20 protein-coding genes and 1 pseudogene are annotated in these 16,110 nt (G+C 70.6%); 10 read left to right on the top strand and 11 right to left on the bottom strand.

Features of this window, described 5'->3' with window-relative positions:
• The first annotated feature begins 35 nt into the window (after positions 1–35).
• Entirely contained in the window at positions 36–1,250 is a 1,215-nt protein-coding gene (locus AB0383_RS28600; protein ID WP_366188992.1) for an erythromycin esterase family protein, read from the top strand.
• Here AB0383_RS28600 and AB0383_RS28595 read toward each other — a convergent pair.
• From AB0383_RS28595 to AB0383_RS28585, 3 genes are all read right to left on the bottom strand, one after another.
• Positions 1,247–2,767, bottom strand: coding sequence for a histidine kinase N-terminal domain-containing protein (locus AB0383_RS28595; protein WP_364172057.1), 1,521 nt, complete (start codon positions 2,765–2,767; stop codon positions 1,247–1,249). The two genes, AB0383_RS28600 and AB0383_RS28595, sit on opposite strands and share 4 nt — an antisense overlap.
• 345 nt (positions 2,768–3,112) lie before the next feature.
• Positions 3,113–3,439, bottom strand: a complete 327-nt coding sequence (rsrA, locus tag AB0383_RS28590; protein ID WP_220244017.1) for a mycothiol system anti-sigma-R factor — start codon at positions 3,437–3,439, stop codon at positions 3,113–3,115.
• Positions 3,436–4,062: a sigma-70 family RNA polymerase sigma factor gene (locus tag AB0383_RS28585; protein ID WP_364172059.1), complete on the bottom strand. Its 627-nt coding sequence runs from the start codon at positions 4,060–4,062 to the stop codon at positions 3,436–3,438. Before AB0383_RS28585 ends, rsrA begins: the two co-directional genes overlap by 4 nt.
• 189 nt (positions 4,063–4,251) lie before the next feature.
• Here AB0383_RS28585 and ybaK point away from each other — a divergent pair, with 189 nt between their 5' ends.
• The 3 genes from ybaK to AB0383_RS28570 all read left to right on the top strand — a co-directional run bounded on the left by ybaK (position 4,252) and on the right by AB0383_RS28570 (position 5,440).
• A complete protein-coding gene (ybaK, locus tag AB0383_RS28580) occupies positions 4,252–4,728 on the top strand; it encodes a Cys-tRNA(Pro) deacylase (protein ID WP_220244019.1) in 477 nt (158 codons plus the stop codon).
• Between the two features lie 41 nt (positions 4,729–4,769).
• Positions 4,770–5,015 carry a hypothetical protein gene (locus AB0383_RS28575; protein ID WP_366188991.1) on the top strand — a complete coding sequence of 82 codons (246 nt, stop codon included), beginning with the start codon at positions 4,770–4,772 and terminating at the stop codon, positions 5,013–5,015.
• Positions 5,016–5,077: 62 nt separating this feature from the next.
• Positions 5,078–5,440: a cytotoxic translational repressor of toxin-antitoxin stability system gene (locus AB0383_RS28570; protein WP_366188990.1), complete on the top strand. Its 363-nt coding sequence runs from the start codon at positions 5,078–5,080 to the stop codon at positions 5,438–5,440.
• A gap of 4 nt (positions 5,441–5,444) precedes the next feature.
• Here AB0383_RS28570 and AB0383_RS28565 read toward each other — a convergent pair whose 3' ends face one another.
• A complete protein-coding gene (locus tag AB0383_RS28565; protein WP_366188989.1) occupies positions 5,445–6,053 on the bottom strand; it encodes an alpha/beta family hydrolase in 609 nt (202 codons plus the stop codon).
• The gene (locus tag AB0383_RS28560; RefSeq protein WP_366188988.1) at positions 6,050–6,805 is read right to left on the bottom strand and encodes an SOS response-associated peptidase; all 756 of its coding nucleotides are present in this window, start codon (positions 6,803–6,805) and stop codon (positions 6,050–6,052) included. Before AB0383_RS28560 ends, AB0383_RS28565 begins: the two co-directional genes overlap by 4 nt.
• A gap of 112 nt (positions 6,806–6,917) precedes the next feature.
• On the opposite strand from AB0383_RS28560, the gene rsgA reads away from it, so the two are divergent.
• The 4 genes from rsgA to AB0383_RS28540 all read left to right on the top strand — a co-directional run bounded on the left by rsgA (position 6,918) and on the right by AB0383_RS28540 (position 11,211).
• Positions 6,918–7,928 carry a ribosome small subunit-dependent GTPase A gene (gene rsgA, locus AB0383_RS28555; protein WP_364172068.1) on the top strand — a complete coding sequence of 337 codons (1,011 nt, stop codon included), beginning with the start codon at positions 6,918–6,920 and terminating at the stop codon, positions 7,926–7,928.
• 101 nt (positions 7,929–8,029) lie between these two features.
• Positions 8,030–9,241, top strand: coding sequence for a cytochrome P450 (locus AB0383_RS28550; protein WP_366188987.1), 1,212 nt, complete (start codon positions 8,030–8,032; stop codon positions 9,239–9,241).
• Positions 9,242–9,451: 210 nt separating this feature from the next.
• Entirely contained in the window at positions 9,452–10,291 is an 840-nt protein-coding gene (locus AB0383_RS28545) for a hypothetical protein (protein ID WP_364172072.1), read from the top strand.
• Between the two features lie 149 nt (positions 10,292–10,440).
• Positions 10,441–11,211: a hypothetical protein gene (locus AB0383_RS28540; protein ID WP_364172074.1), complete on the top strand. Its 771-nt coding sequence runs from the start codon at positions 10,441–10,443 to the stop codon at positions 11,209–11,211.
• Positions 11,212–11,224: 13 nt separating this feature from the next.
• Here the strand turns inward: AB0383_RS28540 and AB0383_RS28535 are convergent, their stop codons facing one another.
• Together AB0383_RS28535 and AB0383_RS28530 are read right to left on the bottom strand one after the other, a co-directional pair.
• Complete coding sequence (locus AB0383_RS28535; RefSeq protein ID WP_366189038.1) at positions 11,225–11,446, bottom strand: hypothetical protein; 222 nt, start codon at positions 11,444–11,446, stop codon at positions 11,225–11,227.
• Between the two features lie 55 nt (positions 11,447–11,501).
• Positions 11,502–11,693: pseudogene (locus tag AB0383_RS28530) on the bottom strand (FAD-dependent monooxygenase); the annotation flags it as partial.
• Between the two features lie 72 nt (positions 11,694–11,765).
• Between AB0383_RS28530 and AB0383_RS28525 the strand changes: the two are divergent.
• A complete protein-coding gene (locus AB0383_RS28525; protein WP_364172078.1) occupies positions 11,766–12,482 on the top strand; it encodes a TetR/AcrR family transcriptional regulator C-terminal domain-containing protein in 717 nt (238 codons plus the stop codon).
• Positions 12,483–12,489: 7 nt separating this feature from the next.
• On the opposite strand, the gene AB0383_RS28520 is transcribed toward AB0383_RS28525, so the two are convergent.
• From AB0383_RS28520 to AB0383_RS28510, 3 genes are read right to left on the bottom strand one after another with little or no spacing between them, the layout of a single operon-like run.
• The gene (locus tag AB0383_RS28520; RefSeq protein ID WP_366188986.1) at positions 12,490–12,990 is read right to left on the bottom strand and encodes a DUF4240 domain-containing protein; all 501 of its coding nucleotides are present in this window, start codon (positions 12,988–12,990) and stop codon (positions 12,490–12,492) included.
• Positions 12,991–13,030: 40 nt separating this feature from the next.
• Positions 13,031–13,522: a hypothetical protein gene (locus AB0383_RS28515; RefSeq protein ID WP_220244028.1), complete on the bottom strand. Its 492-nt coding sequence runs from the start codon at positions 13,520–13,522 to the stop codon at positions 13,031–13,033.
• Positions 13,519–14,925: a wax ester/triacylglycerol synthase family O-acyltransferase gene (locus AB0383_RS28510; RefSeq protein ID WP_364172082.1), complete on the bottom strand. Its 1,407-nt coding sequence runs from the start codon at positions 14,923–14,925 to the stop codon at positions 13,519–13,521. The genes AB0383_RS28515 and AB0383_RS28510 overlap by 4 nt, the downstream gene beginning before the upstream one ends.
• Positions 14,926–14,959: 34 nt before the next feature.
• Here AB0383_RS28510 and AB0383_RS28505 point away from each other — a divergent pair, with 34 nt between their 5' ends.
• Positions 14,960–15,721: an RNA methyltransferase gene (locus tag AB0383_RS28505; RefSeq protein ID WP_364172084.1), complete on the top strand. Its 762-nt coding sequence runs from the start codon at positions 14,960–14,962 to the stop codon at positions 15,719–15,721.
• On the opposite strand, the gene AB0383_RS28500 is transcribed toward AB0383_RS28505, so the two are convergent.
• Entirely contained in the window at positions 15,714–16,097 is a 384-nt protein-coding gene (locus AB0383_RS28500) for an HAD-IA family hydrolase (RefSeq protein ID WP_364172085.1), read from the bottom strand. The genes AB0383_RS28505 and AB0383_RS28500 overlap by 8 nt on opposite strands.
• Positions 16,098–16,110: the final 13 nt, after the last annotated feature.

The raw sequence follows: 16,110 nt of genomic DNA, 5'->3' as shown, positions 1-16,110 counted from the left end.
CGGTCGAGGACAGGTTTCTCTGGAAGGGGTTTTCCATGTCCACTGCCACCACCCTGCACGGGGTTGGCCGCGACATCGACGACGCGGCGAGCCTGGGCCGCGCCGTCGACGAGCTGCTCGCCGAGGCCCGGCCCGCGTTGCTCGCCCTCGGCGAGCCGACGCACGGGATCCGAGCGTTTCCCTTGCTGCGCAACGAACTTCTTGCCCACCTCGTCGAGCGGGGCTACCGGTCGATCTCGCTGGAGATCGACGCTTTTGCCGCGTCCATCGTCAACGACTACGTGACCGGCGGCGCCGGTGACCTCGACGAGGTGCTGAAAACCGGCTTCAGCCACTGGTTCGGTCGCGTGCCGGGCAACCGAGAGCTCGTCGAGTGGCTGCGCGCGCACAACGCCGGCCGCGCGCCCGAGGATCACGTGCGATTCCACGGCTTCGACGCGCCGACGGAGACCACTTCCGCGCCGAGCCCGCGGCGCGCGTTGACCACCGTGATCGACTACCTGCCCACTGCGTTGCGGCCTGCCTCGAGTCACGACCTGGACGCGTTGCTCGGCGAAGACGACGACTGGACGAACGAGCAGGCCATGTACGACGCAGCCGCGTCGATCGGCGGCTCCGACCGCGCCCGCGCGTTGCGCATCGTCGCCGACGACCTCGCGAGCGCGCTCCACCGCGCGGCGCCCGTGCTCCAGCCCGCCGATCCCGCCGCCTACACGCTCGCCGCCGCGTACGCACGCACCGCCGTGGGCCTGCTCCGCTATCACGCGGCGATGGCCTTCGCCGCGCCCGATCGGTTCGGGACCCTGCTCAGCCTGCGCGCCGAGATGATGGCCGACAACCTGCTCGCGATGCTCTCGCAGGAGCGCGACCGCGGGCCGAGCCTGGTGTTCGCGCACAACGTGCACCTGCAGCGCGTGCCGTCCACCCTGCGGATGGGCCCGGAGGAGGCGACGTGGGGCAGCGCGGGCGCGCTAGTCGCGCTGACGCTGGGCGAGCGCTACGTCTTCGTCGCCACCGACGCCAACCCCGACGCGGAACCCGGCACGCTCCAGGGCGAACTGGCCGAGGCCACCACCCGTCGCACGTTGTTCCCGGCGCAGGCTTTGCGCGGCGCGCTGCCCGCGTCGACCGGCACGGGCGAGCCGATCCTGCCCGGCCACCTCCCGCTGAGCCCAGCTCAGATCGACGGCGCCGACGCGGTCGTCTTCGTGGCCGACACCGACGGGCAGCGCGTCGAATACTGGTGTTAGAGCCGGCGGGAGAGCGGGATGCGCAGCGCGGCCTCGGTGCCCGGCACGCGCGCGCCGGTGGAGTCCGTGCGCACCTTGCGCAGCGACAGGGACCCACGCAGTTCCGACTCCACCAGCGTGCGCACAATCTGCAGGCCGAGACCGTCGCTGCGTTCCAGCGAGAAGCCCGAAGGCAGGCCGCGGCCGTTGTCGCGGATGAGGACGTCCAGCCAGCGCGCTGAGCGTTCGACGATGATCTCGACCTTGCCCGGGCGGCCCTGCGGGAACGCGTGCTCGATGGCGTTCTGCACGAGCTCCGTCAGCACCATGACCAGCGGCGTCGCGATCTCGGCGATGACGATGCCGAATGAGCCCTTGCGCGTGAGCCCCACCTGCGACTCCGCGGTGGCGACCTCGCCGACCATCGGCAGGACGTTGTCGAGCAGCTTGTCGAGGTCCACGCGCTCGTCGACGGAGATCGACAGTGCCTCGTGGACCATCGCGATCGACGAAACGCGCCGCACGGACTCGCCGAGCGCGAGGCGGGCCTCTTCGCTCGTGGTGCGACGCGACTGCAGCCGCAGCAGCGCCGCGACGGTCTGCAGGTTGTTCTTCACGCGGTGGTGGATCTCGCGGATCGTCGCGTCCTTGGACAGCAGGGCGCGGTCGCGGCGCTTGACCTCGGTGACGTCGCGGACCAGTACGAGCGCGCCGGCCGCCTGCCCCGACGGGCGCAGCGGCAGCGCGCGGAACAGCACCACGGCGCCGCGGCGGGAATCGGCCTCCGTGCGGGTGGAGGGCTTGCCGTCGAGGGCCTCGATGATGCGGTGCGAGACCTCGGTGGCGTCGAACGGGTCGCGGATCAGCGAACGCGTCAACGGCGCCAGCCGCTGCCCCACCAGGTCGGACTCGTGGCCCATGCGGTGGTAGGCGGACAGGCCGTTGGGGCTGGCGAACACGACGGTGCCGCTCGGGTCGAGCCGGATGAGGCCGTCGCCGACGCGGGGGCTGGTGTGCGTGTCGGCCTGGTTGCCGCCCGGGGGCGGGAACGTGCCGTCGACGATCATCTGGCACAGGTCGCCCGCGCTGCCCAGGTATGCGATCTCCAGCGGGCTCGGCACGCGCGGCGCGGCCAGGTTCGTCTCGCGGCTGAGCACTGCGATCACGTCGCCGCCGAAGCTCACCGGCACGGCTTCGCGGCGCATCGGCAGGTCGCGGTACCAGTGCGGGTCTTCCTCGCGGCCGATCGTCCGCTCGCGGACGGCCTTCGCCAGCTCCGGGTGCTCGGCGACGGTGAACCGCGTGCCGACGACGTCCTCGGGGTGCGCGGTGGGTGCCGTGGTGGGCCGGGCGTGCGCGACGCACACGAAATCGCCGCCCTCGGGCTGCAGATCCTTCGCGACGGGGACCCAGAGCAGGAAATCGGCGAACGACAGATCGGCCAGCAGCTGCCACTCCGCGACGACGGTCTGCAGATGGTCGGCCGCCTCACCGGGGAGGCCGGTGTTCTCGGCGAGCAGGTCGGAAAGGGTGGACACGAGCTACTCGGCGACCACGAGTGCGTGGTGCGCGGTTCCTCCGGTCATCCGCCCATCAAACCAGAGCGGGCGCCGATCAGCACGGGCGCCGCAGGTGAGCCGGGGCACGCATGACACACTGGAGCGGTTGACCCGAGCCCGGCAGGTGCTTCGGCACCCCGCACCCGGGCCATCCCGCGTGAATACGAGGAGTGAAGCATGTCGAAGCGCGCCCGCAAGCGTCGCGACCGCAAGAAGAACGGCGCGAACCACGGCAAGAAGCCCAACGCCTGATTCCGGCGTCCGGACGCGACACGGCCCCCGCACCAGCTGGTACGGGGGCCGTCGTCGTGTTCAGAGCGTGGGTTACTCGCCGGTGCGCTGCTCGACGGTGATCTCGGTGCGCTCGACCGTCACGCCGCCGCGGGTGGCCACGGTCTGGCGGATCGAGGCGCGCAGGCGGCTCTTCAGCTCCGCCGGCGCCAAGTCACCGCCGCACTTGCGATGCAGCAGCTCCTTGATCTGCTCGTCGATGCCGTACTCCTCGAGGCACGGCGGGCAGTCCTCGATGTGGCGCCGCAGCTCGGCGTCGCGCAGGGGGCTGCACTCCTTGTCGAGGAGCAGGTAGATCTCCGAAAGCGCCTCTTCGCAGCGGACCTTGTCCTCGGTCCCCGGCGCGTCACCCGTGCTCATCGCTTCGCCACCTCCTCGCGGTCACCGCGGATGAAGCCGCGCTCGCGCGCGACGTCGGCCAGCAGGTCGCGCAGCTGGGCGCGACCGCGGTGCAGACGGGACATCACGGTGCCGATGGGCGTGTCCATGATCTCGGCGATCTCCTTGTACGCGAAGCCCTCGACGTCCGCCAGGTAGACGGCAAGCCGGAACTCTTCGGGCAGCTTCTGCAGCGCGCCCTTCACGTCGGTGTCGGGCAGGTTGTCCATCGCCTCGACCTCAGCCGAGCGCAGCCCGCTGGAGGTGTGGCTCTCCGCCTTGGCGATCTGCCAGTCGGTGATCTCCTCGGTCGGCTGCTGCACCGGCTGCCGCTGACGCTTGCGGTAGCCGTTGATGTAGGTGTTGGTGAGGATGCGGTACATCCACGCCTTGAGGTTCGTGCCGGCCTTGAAGGAGGCGAACGCCGCGTATGCCTTGAGGAAGGTCTCCTGGACCAGGTCCTCGGCGTCGGAGGGGTTCCGCGTCATCCGCATCGCGGCCGAGTACAGCTGATCGAGCAGGGGCATCGCGTCGCGTTCGAAGCGCTCCGCCAGCTCCAGCTCGTCGGCCGCCGTCTCCGGCGCGGTGTTAGGGGTGCTCGGCAAACCGTTCCCTTCCCGTTCGGCGTCGATGCGCTTCTGCGCATACGGCAACGCCGAGTTTACGCGGGGGCTCGGAAGGCCCGGCTCGGTGCTGCGCCTACGAGGGCGGGCAGTGGTAAGCGTCGTGGTCACGTCTCTTTCAACAGAACGTGGCGGCCTTCCATTCCCGGCCCCTTCGTAGACTCCGATCCCATGGCGGGCAAGGGAACACCGGCGACGGCACTGCTCACGAAACACAAGGTGGCGCACACGTTGCATTCGTACGACCACGACCCGCGCGCCGAGTCGTACGGCCTGGAGGCCGTCGAGGCCCTGGGCCTGGAGGCGGCGCGCGTCTTCAAGACGCTGGTGGCGGACGTCGACGGCAAGCTGACGGTGGGCGTGGTGCCGGTGACGGGGTCTCTGGACCTCAAGGCGCTGGCCGCCGCGGCCGGGGGCAAGAAGGCGCGGATGGCGGATCCGGCGGCTGCCCAGCGAGCTACCGGGTATGTGCTCGGGGGGATTTCGCCGCTGGGGCACCGGAGCCGTCTGCCGGTGGTGGTGGACGAGTCGGCTTCGGGGTTTGCGACGGTCTACTGCTCGGCTGGGCGGCGGGGGCTCGAGGTGGAGCTGGCGCCTGGGGATCTGGTGCGGTTGACGGGGGCTGTCGTGGCTTCGATCGCAGGCTGACGAGTGGTGAACGCCTGGTTGTCCACACCTGGGGGAAGTCTGTGGGCAACCAGGCGCAGGGCCGCGTGGCCACGATGCGCCGCGACAACGACACGGTGGCGGCCGATGCCGAGACCTTCGACGACGCCGTCGCCGACATGGTGGGGGCGCTGCGGGAGTACGCGGACGATTGGCAGGACCACCTGCGCGACGCGCCGACCCACCGGGACAACTGGAGCCTGGTCCAGCTGATCGAGCTCAGCAGCGACGCGGACCTGCAGGCTTGGCTGGTGAACAGCAGCCGATGACGTGGCCGGCACCGACCCGGGCGGATCACGACGCGTTCTGCCGAGCCGAGGGATGGCAACTCGTGCGGGATGCGCGGGAGCGCTCCGTCACGCACCATGTGACCTACGAGCTGCACCTGTCCGACGGGCGCGTGCTGCGGACGAGGAATTCCCGTCGGCCGAACCGGTCGACCGACGGACCGCAGATGTGGCGCGCGGTCCTGCGTCACCAGCTCTGCGTGACCGAAGCCGAGTACTGGGCGTGTGTGCAGGACGATGTGGTCCCGGAACGGTCCATCGCGCGTCCGGTGGCCGAGGCCGGCGTGCCGGCACAGGTCGTCCACACGCTGATCCACCAGGTCGGTATCCCCGACGCCGAGGTCGCCGCGATGAGCCGCGAGGAAGCGATCGCGCGCGTCAACCAGTTCTGGACCGAGGGCGCCTGACCACTCAGAGGTGCGGCCTCAGCACCCGCCCCAGCCACTCCGCCGCCGCGCGCGACACCGCGTCCAAGTCAGCCGACAGCGTGTGGTCCCCCGAGACCATCACCACCTCGTGGTGCGGCCCCGCCGAAGGACGGCCGAACGGATCCCGCTCGCCCTGCACCACCAGGGTCGGCACCTCCACCGCATCGAGCTCCGGCTGCCGCGTCTTCTCCGGCCGGCCCGGCGGGTGCTCGGGAAACGCCAGGCACAACACCGCCACAGCCTGACCGGCCGAAGCAGTCCGGCAGGCCACCCGCGCGCCCGAGGAACGGCCACCGAAGACCAACGGCAGGTCGTCGAAGTGCGCCGACAACTCGTCCGCCACAGCCAGCCAAGCCGTGTCCAGCTGCTTCGCCGGTGCGGGCGCCCGGCGCCCCGCCACCCGGTACGGCTGCTCCACCAAAGCCACGTGCACCCCGGCCGCCTTCGCGGCCTGCGCGACCGCCACCAGGTCCTTGGCCCCGATCCCCCCACCCGCGCCGTGGCCGAGCAGGAGCGCGGCGGCGCCGTCCTTGGCGCAGTGGAGCTCGGCGCGCGCGGGGCCGTGGGGGGTGTCGATCTCGAGGGTGGTCATGGCGCGTCGAACAGGGTTTCCGAGGCGGCGGGCTCGGCGCGCGTGAGCAGTTGGGGGCCGTTGTTGCGGACGTTGTTGACCAGCGTGGAAATCGGTCGCAGCTCGAGCGACTCGACGAAGTCCGGCGGCGTGGGCACGAGGAGACCGTCCACGGAGGACTGCTCCGGGTCGAGCCAGCCGTCCCAGTGCTCGCGCGGGACGACCAGCGGCATGCGGTCGTGGATGCCCCGCAGCTGGCCCTCGGCGTCGGTCGTGATGATGGAGAACGTGATCAAGGGCTGCTCGTCGGACGAGCCGTCCTTCGGGCGCCAGCTCTCCCAGATCCCGCCGAACGCGAGCGACGAGCCCGAAGGATCCGTCATGTAGAACGGCTCCTTCTCCTTGCCCGTGCGGCGCCATTCGAACCAGCCGTCGGCCGGGACCAGGCAGCGGCGCGACTTCAAAGCGCGTTTGAAGGCGGGCTTTTCAGCCGCCGTCTCGGCGCGCGTGTTGATCATGCGCGAGCCGACCGAGGGGTCCTTCGCCCAGAACGGCACGAGGCCCCACTTCATGATCCGCAGCGACCGCTCGGCGGGCTCGTCCTCGAGCACCTGCCCCTCGGCGTCGCGGGGGTGGCGCTGGACCACGGTGACGACGTTCTTGGTCGGCGCGACGTTGTAGTCCTCGCGCGCGGCACCCTCCGTCAAATCGACCGCCGCGAACTCGTCGATCAGCTTCGCCGGGTCCTTCGTCGCCGCGTAACGGCCGCACATGCCAGCCTCCTCGCACCTCTCAAGACGCCATCGTTACACGCAGGCCGGGCCGGGCGCGACCGGCATGGGATCATTTCGACCAGGCAGGACGAGCGGGAGGACGGTGGGCGGTTTGGCGCGAGGCGACTGGAGCAAGCTGGACGAATCCGACGTGCGGGTTCGCCCCGGCAAGGGCACCAGGCCCCGGACCAAACGCCGGCCCGAGCACGCCGACGCCGTCACCGCCATGGTGATCGGCAAGGACCGCGGCCGCTGGACGTGCGCCGTGAACGCCGACCCCGAACGCGTGGTCACGGCCATGCGCGCCCGCGAGATGGGGCGCGTCTCCGTGGTCGTCGGCGACATGGTCGCCCTCGTCGGCGACGTCTCGGGGCTGCCGGACACACTCGCGCGCATCGTCCGCGTCGACGAGCGCACCAGCGTGCTGCGCCGGACCGCCGACGACACCGACCCGTACGAGCGCGTGGTCGTCGCGAACGCCGCCCAGCTGCTGATCGTCACGTCACTCGCCGATCCCCCGCCGCGGACCGGATTCATCGACCGTTGCCTGGTCGCCTGCTACGCGGGCGGGCTCGAGCCCGTCCTCTGCCTCACGAAAGCCGACCTGGCCAGCCCCGACGAGCTGCTCGCGAGCTACGCGGGCCTCGACGTGCCGGCCATCGTCACGCGCCACGACGAGAAGCCCGAAGGCCTGGCCGAGCGCCTCGAAGGCCGCGTGTCCGCGTTGGTCGGGCACTCCGGCGTCGGCAAGTCAACGTTGGTCAACCGCCTGGTGCCCGACGCCGAGCTCGCCACGGGCGTCGTCAGCTCCGTCGGCAAGGGACGCCACACGTCCGTGGCGGCCGTCGCGCTGCCGCTGCCCCTCGCGGGCCGCGGCTGGGTGATCGACACGCCGGGCGTGCGGTCGTTCGGGCTGGCACACGTGACCGCCGACGACATCGTGAACGCCTTCGAGGAGTTCGCCGAGGCCGCCGAGGAATGCCCCACGAACTGCGGTCACCTCGGCCCGCCGGAGGACCCGAACTGCGCGCTCGACGCCGTCGTCACCGAAGGCCGCGCGAGCGCTGAGCGGCTGGCCTCGCTGCGTCGGCTGCTCGTTTCACGCGCGGGTGGCGCGGAGTGACTCTTGATCACGGGAAAAACGGGCGCTGACGGCGGCCGGAGGTTGGCAACCGCGCGCGGAGCCGATGGGGTGGGAATCCCCACCACAAGGAGCCGCCGCCCGTGCCGACCGACCCCGAGGCCTACCCCCTCGACATCGAGTACGTCCAGAATCCCCACGAGATCGAAGCGAAGCTGCGGATCGAAGCACCCGTCCGGCTGGTGCAGACGCCGCGGGGAATGCGGTCGTGGCTCGTCACCAGGTATGAGGACGTCAAACAGGTCCTGACCAGCCCGGACGTCCACAAGGACGAGGGCAGGCGCGCGCACATCATCGCCGACCGGCACGGTTCGTCGTTCGCGATGCTGTCCCCCGCGTTCCGGCTGCTCGAGGTGCACATGCTCAACAGCGACCCGCCGGATCACACGCGGCTGCGGCGGCTCGTCGCGAAGGTGTTCACGACCCGCGCGATCGCGCGCCTGCGGCCGCGGATCGAGAGTGTGACCGCCGAGCTGCTCGACGCGATGGCCGGGCAGGATCGGGTCGACCTGGTCGCGAGCTTCGCCGCGCCGCTGCCGATGATCGTCATCTGCGAGCTGCTGGGTGTGCCCGAAACCGACCGCGAGAAGTTCGGCTCGTGGGTCGAGGTGATCACGTCGGCCGGTGATCAGCGGCTCGTCGAGGCGTCCGAGCTGTTCCTGGCCTACCTGCGTGAACTCGTCACCGCCAAGCGGGCCGAGCCGGCCGAGGACTTGCTGTCCGACCTGGTCGCCGTGACCGACAGCGGCGACCGCCTGTCGGAGCAGGAGCTCGTCGCCATGGCCGAACTGCTCGTGATCGCCGGGCACGACACCACGGTCAGCCTCATCGCCAACGGCACGCTCGCGCTGCTGCGTGCCCCCGCGCAGCTCGCGGCTCTGCGGGCCGACCCGTCGCTCGTGCCGAATGCCGTCGAGGAGCTCCTGCGCTACGACGGACCGGTGCACATCGCGACCACGCGGTTCACCACCGCCCCGATCACGGTCGGTGGCGTCGAGATCCCGGCGAACGAGTTCCTCTCCGTGTCGCTGCTTTCCGCGAACCGCGACGGCGAGCGGTTCGCGGATCCCGATGAGCTCGACGTGACCCGACCGGCCGGCGGGCACCTGGCGTTCGGGCACGGCATCCACCACTGTCTCGGCGCGCCGCTCGCCCGGTTGGAGGGAGCGATCGCGCTCGGCGCGCTCATCGAACGGTTCCCCGCGCTTCGGCTCGCCGACGGTGCCGATCCAGCGCGGTGGCGGTTCTCGACGCTGATGCACGGGCTGGAGGAGCTGCCGGTCGCGACCCGCTGAAAGCGGCCGGAACCTACGGCCGTCACCGCGCGTCCCATGATTACTCCGCAGGTGGACGACACAACGGGTGATCGAGTACCCAAATCGTGATCGAAAGGGCGTAACCGTTGCCCCGATCCAGCGATACTGCGGGTGGAGTAATGACCTTCCTAGGGGGATTGCATGCGCAAAACCACTTTCGTCGTCGCCGCGGGTGCCGCGCTGGCGCTCGTGCTGACCGGCTGTGGTTCGAAGGCTGAAAACGGCGCCGCCGGGCCGGCGGGGGCGAAGCCGGAGCTGGGGCTGGCCGCGCCGTTCTCGAACGTGATCGAGCTGGCGGCGGCGTCGAAGCAGGGCACGCAGAAGTCGAAGTCGTCGAAGATGTCGATGGAGATGACGGCAGACGGCAAGACCATCACCGCGCAGGGTGAAGCTGCGTATGGAGCACAGGGCACGACCTTTCACATGACGGTCGACGCCGATGGCGAACAGACCGAGATGATCTTGGTCGACAACGCGACGTTCTTGAAGATCCCCGCCGACCAGGCCACTCAGCTCGGCACCGACAAGCCGTGGCTGAAGATCTCGCCGGATGGCGACGACCCGATCTCGAAGGCGCTCGCCGGGAGCATGGCGCAGGCGGGTCAGCAGAGCGACCCGACCCAGCTGCTCGACCAGCTCTCGGAAGCCGGCAAGATCGTGAGCTCCGACCAGACCGAGCTCAACGGCCAGAAGGTCAACCACTACAAGATCGACATTGACATGGTCAAGGCTCTCGACAAGTTGCTGAAGGCTTTGCCTGAGGAGACCAAGGCGAAGGTGAAGGAAGCGGCGCAGGGCAAGAACATCCGGATTCCGATGGAGCTCTGGGTCGACAAGGACCAGCTGCCGCTCCAAATCAGCATGGACGAGAGCGAAATGGTCAAGGAGATGGGCGGTAACGCCGCCTCTGCCGGCACCGGCAAGTTCGTCGTCAAGTACAGCGACTGGGGCGTCCCGGTAACCATTGCCGCTCCGCCGGCCGACCAGGTCGCCGACATGGGCGAGCTGATCAAGAAGATGGGCGGCTGACCGCTCGCTGCTTGACCCGAAGGGCGCCTCGACAACCGTCGGGGCGCACTTCGCGTTACTACGGGCAATTCCACTTCCCCCGAACGGGTCTTCGGAGCCGTCTGTGCTTTTGTAGGGTCTCTTTCCGCCGGTCAGGACGGGGTTTCCGGATGCGCAGGACGGCTTTGGCGTGCGCCGCGCTGCTCGTGATCGGCGGGTGTTCGGCTTCGCCCGAGCGGTTCTCCGACGCCCGCGCCCTGGCCGACGCGGCCGTCGCGGCGACGAACGCCGGTCACTCCGCGAAGTTCACCACCGACGTCGCCGCGGGCGCCCTCGTGTCCCACGGCCAGGGTGAGGCCGTGTTCGGCCCCGGCGGGACGGCGCTGCAGATGACCACGGACTACGTCGGCGAGCCGCTGGAGCTACGCCTGGTCGCGCAGACGCTGTACGCGAAGGTCCCCCCGAGCGCCCTCGACCAGGTGACCGGCCGCAAACCGTGGGTGAAGGTCTCGCCCGATGGCAGCGACCCGTTTTCCCAGGTTCTCGGCGGCAGCCTCGCGCAGCTCGCCGAGCAGAACGACCCCGTGCACACGCTCGAACAGGTCCGCACCGCCGGCACCCTCACTGCCGGCGACACGACCACCCTCGACGGCACGGACGCCTCCCACTACCGCGTCGACGTCGACCTGGCCCACCTCGGCGCCGAGCTGCCCGCGGGCCTGCCGGCGGACGCGCAGCTCGGTGGCACGAAGGTTCCCCTCGACCTGTGGCTCGACGAGGACAACCGGCCGCTGCAGCTGGTCCTCGACCTGTCCCCCGTCCTGCGCGGCTCCGGCGGCCAGGGCAGCGCCAGCATCACGGCGCGCTACTCGGCGTGGGGCTCACCGGTGAACGTCACGGCCCCGGCGGCGGACCAGGTCGGCACGCTGATCGGTGGCTGACACCGGCGGTGGTTTAGCCCACCTGCGCGGGTTCGGGTGAGTGCGCGCCGGCCCACTGGTGCAGGACCGTCGCGAGATCGGCGGGGTCGGGGGTGTCCGTGGCCCAGGCGACTATGCCGTCCGGGCGGAGCAGGAGGCCGATTGGGGTCGTGAGGGCGTCGGGGACGGTGGTGACGCGGGTGGACCACGGGGCGGCGAGAGACGCGAAAGCGCCGTCGGGAGTGCGGTCGAGCAGGACGATCCCGTTGCCCGACCAGGCGCGCGAATGACCCCACCTGCCCGAGCAGCTCCCGCTGCACCTGCTCGGCCGCCGGCAGCAGGCCGCGGCGGTCGAGGGCCTCGGCCGTCGGCACGTTGATCGCGCCGGCCTTCACCGCCTGGTCCGGCTCGGTCAGCCGCTCCAGTACCTGCACTTTCACGCCGGACAAGGCCAGCTCGGCGGCGAGCACCAGGCCCACCGGGCCGGCACCGACCACGGTCACGTCTACGCGATCGTCAGATACGAACAATGTTCTACTTACGAACGTTGTTCGTGTCAAGCTAGGGTGGTTCCCGTGAACCCGCGAGAGCGACGCGCGGCGCGCCACCAGCCGCCGAACCTCCAGGCCGACACCCGACCGCGGCGCCGTCGCAAGCCCCCGATCGTGGAACAGGTCATCGACACGGCCCTGGAGGTGATCGCCCGGGAGGGCTACGAGGCCCTGACCATGCGGCGCCTGGCCGACGCCCTCGACACCGGACCCGCGTCGCTCTACAACCACGTGGTCAACAAGGCCGACCTCGGCGAGCTGCTCATCGGACGGCTGTGCTCCGAGCTCGCGCTGCCTTCGCCTTCCACCGAGGAGTGGCGCGACCAGATCCGCGACGTGTGCGAGCAGCTGCGCGACCAGTACCTGCGCTACCCCGGCATTTCCAGCGCCGCGTTCGCCATGGTCCCCACCGACCTGGAAGCCGTGCGCGTCAACGAAGGCATGCTCGCGATCCTGCTCACGGGCGGCGTCGCGCCGCAGACCGCCGCGTGGGCCATCGACGCGCTCCTGCTGTACGTCGCGTCCTACTGCCTGGAGCTCTCCATCGCCCGCCGGCGCTCAACCCTCGACGACACCGCCTGGGTCCTCGACCGCGACGAACTCCGCCGCCGCCTCACCGCCCTGCCCGCCGAGACCTTCCCGCACACGACGCGCCACGCCACGGCACTCACGGCCGGCGAGGGCCACGACCGGTTCGACTTCACGGTGGGGTTGATGATCGACGGTCTCGACCACCGTTAACCCCGGCTCAGGCGGCGAACAGCGCAGACAACCGCGGTAACCGTTCCCGAGCCGAATCCGGATCTTCGACGTCGAAGTCCGGGTCCAGCGGCGGCAGCGCAACGGGCGAGTCCTCCGGAAGTGGTTCCCCGGTAGCGGCGAGATAGGCCGCCGAAGTGAAGTACAGGATCTCTTCGCACTCCAGCTCCTCGCCCTCAGCGGCGGCGGCGCGGACGGCCGGCACGTCGGCCAGCGAGTCGGGGTCGGCGAGGGCGCGGGTGAAGACCTCGCGGCCCTGGGTGAGGAGCCAGCCGCGGAAGTAGTCGAAGCCGTCGTCGGAGCAGCCGCCGTTGATGAGGTACGCGGCGGCCCACAGGGGGCTGCGGTAGGACTCCGTGAGGAGTCCGCCCAAAACCCCGTGCGCGGCAACGATTTCCGCGCGCGGGCGGGCCGCGAGCAGCGCGCCGGCGCGGGCGGCCACGTCGGTGCGGGAGGGGTCGATGAGCTGCCAGAAGTCGAGTTCCGTCACGAGACCGAACTCTGCCAGCCGGGTCCGACAAAAACGGGGACTACATCAGCTCCAGCAAGAACGGCAGCTCCTGCGGCGCATACCAAGCCAGCTCATGGTCCTCCGCATCACCCAGCACGAACTCGGCGTCCTCGTCGCCCAGATCGGCGGCGTCGATCACGGCGGCGGCCGCGGAGACGGCGTCGGCGGCTTCGGCGGAGTCCACGTGGATCGCGGCGATCCGGCTGAGCGCGACGGGGCCGTCGAGGCGGACGACGGCGGCGTCGAGGTCCGCGCGCAATGTCACGTTGTCCACGTCGGCCGAGACGACGGCGCGGCGGGGCTCGCCCTTTTCCTCCGCGTTGATCAGGCGCAGTGACGCACGTGCGGCGTCCAGCAACGCGGCGTACTCCAGCTCTTCGTCGGAGCCGCTCACGTACGCCTCGCGCAGCCCGGGCGTCAGCGCGAACGCCGTGCCGCTGCGGGCCCGGAACTCGCCGTTCGACTCGAGTTCGCGGAGCATCGCGATCGTCGCCGGAATGTAGACCCTCACCAGTGCGCCCCCTTCAGCTCTTCCAACGCTTCTTCGATCATCCCGCCGAGGAGGTCGACGTCGAACGCGGCCTTGCGGTCGCCGTTGAGTCCGAAGTAGACACCGCCGTGGTAGGACGTGACCCCGATCGCCAGCGCCTGGGTGCGCATCAGCGGCATCACCGGGAACATCTCGATCAGTTTCGCCTCACCCGCGTACACCGGTTCCTGCGGCCCCGGCGAGTTGGTGATCATGATGTTGAAAATCCGGCCCGACAGCGAACCGCCGGCCCGCGCGCCGAGCGAATGCAGCGTCGCCGGGGCGAAGCCGCTCACCTTCAGCAGCCCGCGCGCGGCGACGGAACGGCCGGAGTCGAGGTGCTCGGTCATCGCGTGGCCGACGTGCTGCAGCCGCAGCACGGGGTTCGGCTCGCCCACCGGCAGGTCGACGAGGTAGGCCGCCACCTGGTTGCCGACGAGCGCCGGCGTGGAGTACTCGGCCGTGTCCTCGTCGCGCACGGCCAGGGGCACCAGCGCGCGCACGGTGGCCGTGGACGTGAGGTTCACCCCGCGCGACAGGAGCCACTCGCGCAGCGCGCCGGTGATCGCGGTGAGGATCACGTCGTTGACGGTCCCGCCGTGCTCCGCGCGGATCTTGCGGAAGTCCTCCAGCCGCGTGCGCACCACGGAGAACAGCCGGCCGCCGGACACGCGCACGTTGAGCGGGCCTTGCGGTGCCGGGTTGACGACCGTGCGCAGCGTCGACGCCACATCGCCCAGCGTCTCGGCGACCTTGCCGACCGACGTCAGCGCGTCGTTGGCGGCAGAGCGGACGTTCTCCACCAGCTCACCCGGGCGTTGCACGGCCTCGCTCACGGCGTCGAACACCAGTTGCGCGCGGCTCGGTTCGCGCCGCGGCGTCCAGGTGTCCTCGTACGGCTCGGGCGGCGCCGGGGCGTCGTCGAGGATGAGCTGGCCGAGATCGATGGTGCCGATACCGTCCACAACGGACTGGTGCGTCTTCGTCACCAGCGCCACGCGGTCGCCGGCGAGACCCTCGACGAAGTAGGCCTCCCACAGCGGGCGTTCGGGTGCGAGCCGGCGCGACATCAGGCGCGCGACCAGGTCGAACAGCTGCTCGTCGGTGCCCGGCTGGGGCAGCGCGGAGCGGCGGACGTGGTAGTTGAGGTCGAAGTCGACGTCGTCCACCCACACGGGCCGGGCGAGGTGCCCGGGAACGTCGAGCACGCGCTGGCGGTAGCGAGGCAGGAACGGCAGGCGCGAGCCGACGAGGTCGAGCACCTGCGCGTAGTCGAGCCCGCCGCGTGGCCGCTCGAAGATCGCCACGCCGCCGACGTGCATCGGGGTCGCGTGGTCCTCGACGTACAGGAACGAGGCGTCGAGCGCGGACAGGCGGTCGGGCATGGGCCGATCCTTACACAGTGCGAGACTGACCGGCGTGGGTGATGAGGCGGAGGTTTCTCCGAAGGACCGGTTCCTGACCGTCTACGGGCGCAAGCCGGTGCTCGAAGCGCTGGCCGACGACGGGCTGCAGGTGGACAAGGTCATCCTCGCCGACACCGCCCGCGGCCCGGCCGCCGCGGAGATCCAGCGCGCCGCGAAGGACGCCGGGGTGCCGGTGCAGCGCGCGAGCGCCCACCGCGTGAAGGTGCTGGCCGGCAACGGCAAGCAGGACCAGGGTGTGCTGGCCGACGTCGTCGCGCCGCGGATGCGCTCGCTCGCCGCCGCGCTCGACGACCGCCGCCCGCCCTCGCGAGTCCTGCTGCTCGACGGCATCACGACGCCGGCGAACGTCGGCATGATCCTGCGCACGGCAACCGCCGCCGGTCTGGAAGGCGTGATCGTGCCGAGGCGGGGCGTGGCCGCGTTGGACCCGATGGTGGTCAAGGCTTCGGCCGGCGTGGCGTTCCGCGCGCCGGTGCTGCGGTGCGGCAGCGCCCGTGACGCGGCGGAAATGCTGACGGACGCCGGCTATGGCCTGTACGCACTGAGTGCATCGGGCAAGTCGACGGTGTTCGACGTTTCGCTCCCCCAGCGGGCGGCGTTCGTCCTGGGCGGGGAGACGGAAGGCGTGGGCGCGGCCGTGGCCGAGCTGGTGACCGAGTGGGTCTCCATCCCGATGCCCGGCGACGTCGAGTCCCTCAACGTCTCGGCGGCGGCCGCGGTGCTGTCGTTCGAGCTGGTGCGACGGACTAGCTGAAGAGAGCGGCCAGCTCTTCGAGGGTGCCCTCCATCGTGACGTGGTGGATGGCGACCATGCCAGCCTCGGCGGCGCCGCGGACGTTGCGGGCCGCGTCGTCCACGAACGCGCAGGTGGCGGCGGCGAGGCCGAGGCGTTCGGCGGCCACGAGGTAGATCTCGCGGTCGGGTTTGGCCACGCCGACCTCGCCGGAGAAGACCAGCGTGTCGAAGTAGTCGCCCAGCTGGTGGCGGACGGCCGACGTGGCGCCGGGCGCGTTGGAGACCAGGCCGGTGCGCGTGCCGCCGGAGCGGATGGCGCGCAGGTAGTCGTAGAGCAGGTGGGCGTCGGGGTCGGTGAGGACGCCGGCGTAGTCGACCAGCAAGCCTTTGAGCACGGGCTCACCCTAG

This window comes from Amycolatopsis sp. NPDC051373 (assembly GCF_040689465.1).
GTDB lineage: Bacteria > Actinomycetota > Actinomycetes > Mycobacteriales > Pseudonocardiaceae > Amycolatopsis.
This window is presented reverse-complemented; position numbering and strand designations above follow the sequence as displayed.